Annotated in this window: 10 protein-coding genes; all 10 read right to left on the bottom strand. The window is 69.5% G+C overall.

Translation table 11 applies throughout. The features are described from left to right. Positions 1-5: 5 nt before the first annotated feature. Positions 6-659, bottom strand: a complete 654-nt coding sequence (lipB, locus tag LRG07_RS05510; RefSeq protein WP_201169804.1) for a lipoyl(octanoyl) transferase LipB — start codon at positions 657-659, stop codon at positions 6-8. Between the two features lie 12 nt (positions 660-671). Continuing rightward, positions 672-938: a YbeD family protein gene (locus LRG07_RS05505; protein WP_201169802.1), complete on the bottom strand. Its 267-nt coding sequence runs from the start codon at positions 936-938 to the stop codon at positions 672-674. Continuing rightward, positions 935-1,801 carry a D-amino acid aminotransferase gene (locus tag LRG07_RS05500; protein WP_201242973.1) on the bottom strand — a complete coding sequence of 289 codons (867 nt, stop codon included), beginning with the start codon at positions 1,799-1,801 and terminating at the stop codon, positions 935-937. Before LRG07_RS05500 ends, LRG07_RS05505 begins: the two co-directional genes overlap by 4 nt. 3 nt (positions 1,802-1,804) lie before the next feature. Further along, positions 1,805-2,983 (bottom strand): D-alanyl-D-alanine carboxypeptidase family protein, encoded by a 1,179-nt coding sequence (locus LRG07_RS05495; protein ID WP_201242975.1) that lies wholly within the window; start codon positions 2,981-2,983, stop codon positions 1,805-1,807. Positions 2,984-3,057: 74 nt separating this feature from the next. Further along, on the bottom strand, positions 3,058-4,110 hold the full coding sequence (locus LRG07_RS05490; protein ID WP_238634709.1) for a septal ring lytic transglycosylase RlpA family protein: 1,053 nt from the start codon (positions 4,108-4,110) through the stop codon (positions 3,058-3,060). Further along, entirely contained in the window at positions 4,107-5,093 is a 987-nt protein-coding gene (gene mltB, locus LRG07_RS05485) for a lytic murein transglycosylase B (protein WP_238633318.1), read from the bottom strand. Before mltB ends, LRG07_RS05490 begins: the two co-directional genes overlap by 4 nt. Before the next feature lie 16 nt (positions 5,094-5,109). Continuing rightward, entirely contained in the window at positions 5,110-6,240 is a 1,131-nt protein-coding gene (gene rodA / locus LRG07_RS05480; protein ID WP_238633319.1) for a rod shape-determining protein RodA, read from the bottom strand. Next, entirely contained in the window at positions 6,237-8,162 is a 1,926-nt protein-coding gene (gene mrdA, locus LRG07_RS05475; protein ID WP_238633320.1) for a penicillin-binding protein 2, read from the bottom strand. Before mrdA ends, rodA begins: the two co-directional genes overlap by 4 nt. Before the next feature lie 33 nt (positions 8,163-8,195). Further along, on the bottom strand, positions 8,196-8,687 hold the full coding sequence (gene mreD / locus LRG07_RS05470) for a rod shape-determining protein MreD (protein ID WP_201241904.1): 492 nt from the start codon (positions 8,685-8,687) through the stop codon (positions 8,196-8,198). After that, positions 8,684-9,571 carry a rod shape-determining protein MreC gene (gene mreC, locus LRG07_RS05465; RefSeq protein WP_370641502.1) on the bottom strand — a complete coding sequence of 296 codons (888 nt, stop codon included), beginning with the start codon at positions 9,569-9,571 and terminating at the stop codon, positions 8,684-8,686. Before mreC ends, mreD begins: the two co-directional genes overlap by 4 nt. Between the last annotated feature and the right edge of the window lie 53 nt (positions 9,572-9,624).

Below are 9,624 nucleotides of genomic sequence, written 5' to 3'. Positions count from 1 at the left end.
TACCCTCAGGCGGGCTCTTGGCGGGGTTCGCGGGAGGCGGCGTCGATGGCCTGCAGCAGATAGATGCCCAGTTCCACCTCGAGCCGGTCCAGCGACGTGGTGATGCCCAGGTCACGCAGCCGCGTCGTGGGCAGACCGGCATGGCCGCAGGGGTTGATGCGCTGGAAGGGGTTTAGGTCGTTGCTGACGTTCAGCGACAGCCCGTGATAGCTGCAGCCCCGGCGGACCCGGATCCCCAGCGCGGCTACCTTGGCCCCCTCCACGTAGACCCCCGGGGCGTCCTCACGGCGGCCTGAGGGGACCCCGTAGGCGGCGAGCAGCGAGATGACCGCCTGCTCCAGGGCGTGGACCAGGGTGCGTACCCCCAGGTTCCAGCGCCGCAGGTCGAGTAGGGGGTAGGCAACCAGTTGCCCCGGACCGTGCCAGGTGACCTGGCCGCCGCGGTCAGTGCGCACCACCGGCGTCTCGCCGGCATCGAGGATGTGCTCCGCGCGGCCCGCCTGGCCCAGGGTGTAGACCGGCGGGTGCTGGAGCAGCCAGAGCTCATCGGCCGTCGCGGCGCTGCGCTCGTCGGTGAAGGTGCGCATGGCGGACCAGGTGGCCTCGTAAGGCTGCTCACCCAGGTAGCGGGTATGGATGTGTTCGAGGGCGCAGGGCAAAAGGGCGGCCTCCTAGAGGGTCACCATGATGGCGTCATCGGCATTGAGCTCGCGGTAGAGCCCCTCGAGCTGGTCGCGGCTGTGGGCCTCGATGGTCACCGTTACCGACACATAGCGGCCGGTGCGGCTGCCGGTGGTGCGCACCTCGAGGATCGTAGCGTGGCCGGCGGCGATGCGCTCGACGCGCGTGGCCAGGTCGGCGCCGGCGTGTCCCATGGCCTTGACCCCGATCCGGCAGGGGAACTCCAGGGGCGTATTGTCGGCGTTGAATTCGCTCATGGCTGCCTCCCGCGGGCGGTTGCCTCACGCAGTCGGGTGAACCAGCCCCGCATGGCCGCGAACACCGGCCCGGGGCTGCCGTTGCCCACCGGGTCTCCGTCGATGCGCAGCACCGGGGCGACCTCCTTGGTGGCGCTCGACAGCCAGACTTCGTCCGCCGACCGCAGTTCGTCCAGGCCGATCGGGCGACACCGAAAGGGTAGCCCGTGCTGCTCGGCCAGCTCGAGGATTACTTCCCGCGTGATCCCGGGGAGCAGGCCGGGGTGAAGCGCCGGTGTCGCCAGCTCGCCGTCGCGGACGAGGAAGACCGTGCTCGCCGCACCCTCGGTGATCTGTCCATCGCGGTGCAGGATGGCCTCGTCGGCGCCGGCGGCGATGGCCTCCTGGCGCAGCAGCACATTGGGCAGTAGGGCTACCGCCTTGATGTCGCAGCGGGCCCAGCGCAGGTCCTCGCGCAGGGTGGCGTGCAGCCCGTCGGCAAAGGCACCGGCCGCCGGCAGCGGTGAGCTCATGACAAAGACGGTCGGCTCGCTGCGCCCGGGGAACTCGTGGGTGCGCCGCTCGGGGCAGCCCCGGGTGACCTGGAGGTAGAGCGACTGATCGCCGCCGCCGTTAGCCCGGCAGACCTGCTCGAAGACCTCCGTCCAGCCCCTTGGGGAGAGCGGATCGGCCAAGTCGATGGCCGCCAGTGAGTTGGCCAGCCGCCGCAGGTGCGCATCGAGCCGGAAGGGCACGCCACCGTAGCAGGGGATCACCTCGTAGACCCCGTCGCCGAAAAGAAAGCCGCGATCCAGGGGCGAGATCCGCGCCGAGGCGAGCGCCATCAGCTCGCCGTTGAGGTAGCAGGTCGCCGGATTGCCCATCGGCTACTCGAACTGCAGCCAGACCTGGTCGATCATGCGGCGCCAGAGGCCCCCCTCTTCGACGTCCTCCATGGCGATCAGCGGCTCCTCGTGGATCACGCTGCCGGCAAGCTCGATCTTCAGCGTGCCAATCTCCGTGCCAGCCGCCACCGGGGCGCGGATCTGGCCGTCGACGCTTACCGAGGCGGTGAGGTTGTCGTACTCTTGGCGGGGGATGGTCACGTAGAGATCGTCCGGGATGCCCAGGGCCACGGAGTCGACCTCGCCCATCCAGGCGCGCGCCTCGGTCAGCTGCTCGCCGGCGCTGTAGAGGCGGTGGGTCTCGAAGAAGCGGAAGCCGTAGTTGAGTAGCTGCAGGCTCTGCTGGGCCCGCGCATCCTCGCTTTCGGTACCGAGGACCACGGAGATCAGGCGCATGCCCCCGCGCTCGGCGGAGGTGACCAGGTTGTAGCCGGCGGAGCTGGTGTAGCCGGTCTTCAGCCCGTCGACGGTCTCGTCGCGCCAGAGCAGGCGGTTGCGGTTGTGCTGGTTGATCCCCGCGTACTCGAAGGAGCGCTGCGAGTACCAGTCGTAGAACTCGGGGAAGTCGTCGATCATGGCCCGGGCCAGGCGCGCCGTGTCCCTGGCCGTGGTGCGCATCTGCTCATGGGGCATGCCCGTGGCGTTGGTGTAACGGGTGTTCTCCATGCCCAGGCGGCTGGCGTACTGGTTCATGACCTGGGCGAAGGTGTCCTCGTCCCCGGCCACGTGCTCGGCCAGCGCCACGGCGGCGTCGTTGCCGGATTGCACGATCAGCCCCTGCAGCAGCTCGGCCACGGTGACTTCGTTGCCGACCTCCAGGAACATCCGCGATCCGCTGGAGCGCCAGGCGTTCTCGCTGACGGTAACCTTGTCCTCGAGTCCGATGTGCCCGTCAGCGAGCTCCTCGAAGACCACGTAGGCGGTCATGATCTTGGCCAGACTGGCCGGCTCCCAGCTCTCCTCGGGGTCGCGGTGGGCGAGGATGTAGCCGCTGTGCATGTCGACGAGCAGGTGGCTCGGTGCGCCGATGCTCGGCGGCGATGGCGTGGGGACCGATTCGACGATGGGCGTACCCCAGCGGTCGTCGGCGGTGGCAATGGGAAGGAGCCCGGCGGTCAGCAGGGCGGGGACGAGCAGTCGTAGGAGGGTTCGTCTCATCATCGGAATGGCGGCGGTCTCGACGGATGGCACAACGAGCTCTCATTGTAACGCGTTTGCGGGTGGGGGCGGGGGGGTTACGGGGTGATGCGGTAGTGATCGATCCCCGCCTCCTCCAGGGTCCGTTCTAGGCGGTCCACGTCGGCGAGGTTCTCCAGCGGCCCCAGGCGAACGCGGTGCAGCGGCCCCTCGGCCCCATCGATCTCCTCGACGGCCACTTCGGCTTCCGGGTCCAGTTCGCGAATCCGGGTCCGCATTCGCTCGGCGTTCTCGCGCTGGCCGAACACGCCGGTCTGCAGATGGATGGCGATCGGCTGGATCGCCCCGGCCTCGTCCAGCAGGCGGTCGGCGGTGCGCACCTGGACCGTTGCCGGGATGCCGGCGGAGGCGGGCGTGTTGCCGGAGTCGTTTTCGTCCTCGCGCTCCTCCCGTGCAGTGATCAGCTCCTCGATGGGATCGGGCTCGCGTTCATCGTCGACGCCGAAGGTCTCCACCGCCGGCGCATCGCCGACCTCGGCATCCGTGTTGTCGGCCTTGTCCCGCGGCGGATCGTCCGGGGTCACCACGCGGATCTTCACCGGGGCCGTGCCTTGATCGGCCACGTCCAGGCGCACCGCGGCGGCATAAGACAGATCCAGGATGCGCTCGTCGGGGTCGACGAAGGGGCCCCGGTCGTTGACCTTGACCACCGCCCGGCGGTCGTTTTCCAGGTTGGTGACCTCCACCCAAGTGGGCAGCGGAAGCTCGCGGTGGGCGGCGGTCATGGCGTACATGTCGTAGGGGGTGCCGCTGGAGGTGCGCCGGCCGTGGAACTTGGTCCCGTACCAGGAGGCGCGCCCGCGCTGGGTGAAGCCCTCGGCCTCTTCCCGGCTCATGGTGTGGTAGGTCTCGCCGAAGACCTCGTACTGGTCGGGATTGCCGTAGCGGCTCGGCGGCACGTCCTGCGGTACGGCGTCGGGCAGGCGGGCGAGTTCCTCGGGGTCGCGATCCGAGGGCCCGTCGGTGGCAACCCGTTCGGCCGGGTCCTCATCCGGACGGGGCGGTGGCAGGTCGCGCTCCGGGGCGGCGCAGCCGGCGATCAGTGCTACGCCGCTGGCCGTAGTGAGCAGCACCGTGGCAAGCGGCCTCACTCGGGTTGCCCCCCGGCAATGGCCTCGGCCAGCTGGTAGACGGCCATGGCGTAGAGGGCGCTGTGGTTGTAACGGGTCAGGACGTAGAAGTTCTGCAGCGTCAGCCACAGCTGCGGGCCGCTTTCGCCCTCGAGTTCGATGAGCGCCGCCGGGGTGTCGCCGTCGAGCGACTCCGGCACCTCGACCCCCAGCGCCTCCAGCTCGGCGACGGTCTTTCGGGCGGGCACGGGGCGGTTGGTGTCGGCCAGCGCCTGCTGCCAGTCTGCGCCCTCGGCCTCCACCCGGCGGGCTACCGGCGCGCCGGGCTCCCAGCCGTGCCGGGCCAGGTAGTGGGCGGCGCTGCCGGCGGCATCCGCCGGGTTGTCGATCAGGTCGCGGCGCCCGTCGCCGTCCTGATCCACGGCGTAGGCGCGGTAGCTCGACGGGATGAACTGCGCCTTACCCAGGGCGCCGGCGTAGGAGCCGGTGGGCTCCGTGGGGTCCCACTCGTTCTCGTGGCTGAGCAGTAGGTAGGCCTCCAGCTCGTCCCGGAAGAAGCCGGCACGCGGGTGGTCGGAGAAGCCCAGCGTGCTCAGGGCGTCGAGGACCCGGTGGTCGCCGCGGCGTTGGCCGTAGTAGCTCTCCACGCCGAGGATGGCCAGGATCACCGGCTCGGGCACGCCGTGCTCGTCGCTGACCTCGGCAAGCATTCGGCGGTGCTCGGATCCGTAGTCGCGGCCGGCAGCAATGCGCTCTTCGGTGAGGAAGATCCCGCGGTACTCGTGCCAGGGGAGTCCTTCGGCCGGGGCGGCGATGCGCTCGAGCACCCGCTCATCGTGCTCGGCGGCGGCGAGCACCGCGCGCAGGTGCTCGGCGTCCAGGTCGTGGCGCTCGGCCACTTGATCGGCGAAACGCTCGCGCTCGGTGGTGGTGGCGGTGGCAGTGCCGAGCAGCGCACTGGCGCACAGCAGTGCCACGGTGGCGTGACGGAGGCGTTGGTTCATGACCGGCTGCAGGCCCTCACGACCAGAGACGACGGTGGGTGTGAATGGCCATGAGAATACCGAAAGCCGCCATGATGGTCACCAGTGACGAGCCGCCGTAGCTGACCAGCGGCAACGGCAGACCGACCACAGGCAGCAGCCCCGAGACCATCCCGGCGTTGACCAGGACGTAGATAAAGAACGTCAGCGAGATGCTGCCGGCGAGCAGACGGCTGAAGTTGTCCTGAGCGCGGGCGGCGATGTAGAGGCCGCGGCCGACGATGATTAGATAGACGGCGAGCAGCTGCGCCACGCCCATCAGGCCGAACTCCTCGGCCACCACCGCCAGCACGAAGTCGGTGTGGCGTTCAGGAATGAACTCCAGGTGCGCCTGGGAGCCGTTGAGCCAGCCCTTGCCGAACAGCCCGCCGGAGCCGATGGCGATCTTCGACTGGATGATGTGGTAGCCCGCGCCGAGGGGGTCGTTCTCGGGGTTGAGGAAGGTCAGTACCCGGGCGCGCTGGTAGTCGTGCATGACGAAGAACCACAGCAGCGGTGCCGCGGCGCCGGCTCCGGCGACGCCGCCCAGGATCCACCGCCACCCCAGGCCGGCCAGGAAGAGGATGAAGAAGCCTGAGGCCGCCACCAGCACGGCGGTGCCCAGGTCCGGCTGGACGGCGATCATCCCGACCGGCGCGGCGATCAGCACCAGCGCCAGCATCACGCGCCGCGGGCGGGGCGGGATGTCGTGATCGGCCAGCAGCCAGGCGAGCATCAGCGGCAGGGCCAGTTTCATCAGCTCGGCCGGCTGGAAGCGCATGAAGCCGAGGTCGATCCAGCGCTGCGCCCCCTGACCGATGACGCCCATGACCATCACCGCGGCCAGCAGCGCCATGCCCACGCCGAAGACCCAAGGTGCCCAGCGGCGCAGGGTGCGCGGCGGAATCTGCGCGCAGGCGAATAGCGCCAGGAAGCCGAAGGAGACGCGGATGACCTGGTTCCGGGTCTGGTCCCAGTCCTCGCCGAAGGCGCTGTATAGGACTGCCACGCCGAAGGCGGCGACAGCGGCCAACGCGGTCAGCAGCACCCCGTCGAGGTGTAGTCGCGACTGCAGGAACGAGAGCCGGACACCAACCCCCTGGCTGCCGGGCAGGGCGCTTGTGCTCATGGCATCAGCTCCATCGGGGCCTCTTCCTCGTCCTCGACCTCGCTCTCGTCGATGCGGCCGGCCTCCAGGTCCTCGAGGAAGGCGTAATCTTCGGTCAGCCAGACATCGGTAACGGCGCGGGCCACCGGGGCCGCTGCGGCACCGCCGCCGCCCTCGGCGTTCTCGACCACCACGACCACGGCGATCTCCGGATCCTCCGCTGGCGCGAAACCGATGAACAGGGCGTGACTGCGCAGATGCTCGGGGATCTCCTCCTCGTCGTCGTCCTCGCGGCTCTCGGTGACCTGCGCGGTACCGGTCTTGCCGGCCAGGCTGTAGTCCAGATCGTCGCCGATCAGCCGCGCCGTGCCGCGGGGGTGCTCGACGGCGGCTCGCATGGCCTCGGTAGTGAGCTCCCAGTGCTCCGGGTCGTTCAGCTCGATGCGTTCCTGGGGGGTGCTAGCGGCGGTTCGCGACTCGTGTCCCGCTTCGCCATCGCGGATCGTCTGGACCAGGCGCGGTTCGACGATGCGTCCCTGGTTCGCCAGGATGGCGGTGGCCCGGGCCAGCTGCATGGGCGTGGTGCTGAAGTAGCCCAGGCCGATGCCGGTAATCACGGTCTCGCCGTGGTACCAGCCGCCGCCCAGGGCACGGCGCTTCCAGTCGCGGTTGGGGAGGATCCCGCTGCGTTCGCCGGAGGTGTCCACCCGGGTCGGCGTGCCGAAGCCGAACGGCTCGAGGAACGCGGACATCCGATCGATCCCGAGGCGGAAGGCGGTGTCGTAGAAGAAGACGTTGCACGACTCGGCCACCGCCCGGACAAAGTCGGTATCCCCGTGCCCCCAGTCCCGCCAGCAGCGGAAGGGTTCGTCGCGGCCCTCCACGTGATAGCTGCCGTCGCAGTGGATCTCGGTATCCGGGCGGATGACGTCATGTTCCAGGGCGGCCAGGCCGACGAAGGGCTTGATGGTGGAGGCCGGCGGATAGAGCCCGCGGATCGGGCGGTTGATCAGCGGTTGCCAGCCAGTGTCCTCCAGCTCCTGGAAGCGCTCCCGGCTCATGCCGCGGACGAACTTGTTGGGGTCGTAGTGCGGACGGCTGGCCATGGCCAGGATGTCGCCGCTGTCCGGGTCCAGGGCCACCACCGCCCCGCGCTGATCGCCCAGGGCGCGCTCTGCGGCGTCCTGCAGATCGATGTCTAGGGTCAGGATGAGGTCGTCGCCGGATCGCGGCGGGTGGCGGTCGAGGGTGCGTAGCACGCGGCCGGCGGCGTTGGTCTCCACACGCTCGACGCCCACCTCACCGTGGAGGACCTGTTCGTAGGCGTGCTCGATCCCGCTCTTACCGATGTGATTGGTCCCGCGGTAGGCAGTGCGGTCGATGCGGCGCAGGTCCCGGGCGGTGATGCGCCCGACGTAGCCCACGGCGTGACTCCCGGTCTGGCCCTGCGGGTAGTGGCGTACCAGCCGGGCATCCACCTCCAGGCCGGGGAAGCGGTGGCGGTGGACGGCGAGCTTGGCCACTTCCTCCTCGTCCAGTCGGGTGCGCAGCGGCAGGGCCTCGAAGTGACGGGAGTTGTTCAGGCGGTTGAGGAAGCGCTCGCGCTGGGCCTCAGTGATCTCGATGATCTCGCCGACCTCGTCGAGCATGGTGTCGATGTCCGGGACGCGCTCCGGGGTCGCCACCAGCTGGTAAGAGGGGCGGTTTTCCGCAAGGATGGCGCCATTGCGATCGAGGATCTGGCCGCGACTCGGCGGGATCGCGTTGACCTTGATGCGGTTCTCCTGGGAGAGGGTGGCGTAGTGATGGTGATCGACCACCTGCAGGCGCACCATCTGGGTCATCAGCCCGGCGACCACGAGGATGCACAACACGCCGGCCACCACGATCCGTCGCCGGATCCTGGAGGCGTCCTGTTGCTGATCGCGAATGGAAAGGCTCACCAGCTACCTCATTGCCCGCCGTTCCCGCCGGTGTCACTGCACCTGGAAGCGGCGCCGCACCCCCCTCATGATGTGAAAGACCATCGGCCAGATGGCAGCGCCAACCAGGATCGCAGCCCACGCCTGCCAGTCCGGTGCCGGCCGTCCGATGATGCCGTTGATCCAGAGGATCACCAACTGCGCCACCAGCAGCAGCCCGAGCACGACCAGCGCCTGCTGCCAGACCGGCACCAGGCGCAGGTGCTGGTGCAGCCGCAGCGCCAGGAAGGCGATCAGGGCGAAGGCCAGGGCGTGCTGCCCGAGCAGGGTCCCGAGCAGGGCGTCCTGGAACAGCCCGGCCAGCCACCCGACGCCGACGCCCACGCGCTCGGGCAACGCCAGGCTCCAGTAGAGCAGGATCAGCGCCGTCCACTCCGGGCGGAACTCCTGCGCCCAGCCCGGCATGGGTACGATGGTCAGCATCAGGGCGATGATGAAGCTGAGCAGGATCACCCCGCCCCCATTGCGTGGCCGATGACCCGTCAAGACTCGTCCTCGCTCTTGTCGTCGGCGGCCCCGGCGTCGTCCTCGGCGCCGGGCGTATCCGGGTCGTCGGCCACGGAGACCAGCAGCAGCTTGCGGCTGCGGTCGAGTTCCGCGGCCGGCCGGGCGGTCACCCGCGCGAAGGGCTCGCCGGCCTCCACCTCCACCGAGGTGACCTCGGCGACCGGGTAGCCGCGTGGGAAGGCGCCGCCAAACCCGGAGGCGGTGAGCAGATCACCCTCGCGGATGTCGGCGTTGCCCGGCACGTTGGCCAGCTCCAGTCGCTGCGGGTCGCCGCTGCCCAGAGCCACGGTGCGCAGCCCGTTGCGATGGTTCTCCACCGGGATGGCGTGGCTTGGGTCGGAGATCAGCCGCACGCTGGCCGAGCGGGGTCCGACCCGGTCCACCTGGCCCATGACCCCGTTGGCATCCAGGACCGGCTGGCCGACGAACACCCCCTGACTGGCACCGCGGTCGATCTCGACCAGGTGGGTGTGGGGGTCGAGCTCGACGCGCATCAGCTCGGCGATGGCCACCTCGGTCTCGAGCCGTTCCGAGGAGCCGAGCAGCTCGCGCAGGCGCTCGTTCTCCCGCTCCAGGGCCTGCATGCGCTGGAGCCGCTCCTGGTACGCCAGGTGCCGGTCGCGCAGCTGGCGGTTTTCCTCCATGATCTGATGGCGTGTGGCCAGCCGCTCGGAGACCCGTTCCGCGATGGAGAAGGGGGCGTCGACGACGAACCGCAGCGGATACACCACCCCGGAGACGGTCTCGCGGACCGGCTCGACGAGGTGCTCGCGGTGGTCCAGGCTCATGAGCAGGATCGAGACCGTGGCCAGCAGCACCAGGCGCACGGTGGCCGACGGACCCTGTGTGAATAACGGCTTAATGGTTCACCGAGCCTCGCAGCGTCAGCTTGCGGAGCCTGCCAGTCTAACGCAGG

Source organism: Halorhodospira sp. 9622 (genome assembly GCF_022228025.1).
Classification (GTDB): domain Bacteria; phylum Pseudomonadota; class Gammaproteobacteria; order Nitrococcales; family Halorhodospiraceae; genus Halorhodospira; species Halorhodospira halophila_A.
Note: the sequence above shows the minus strand (reverse complement) of the source record. Positions and strands in the feature narration are given on the sequence as shown.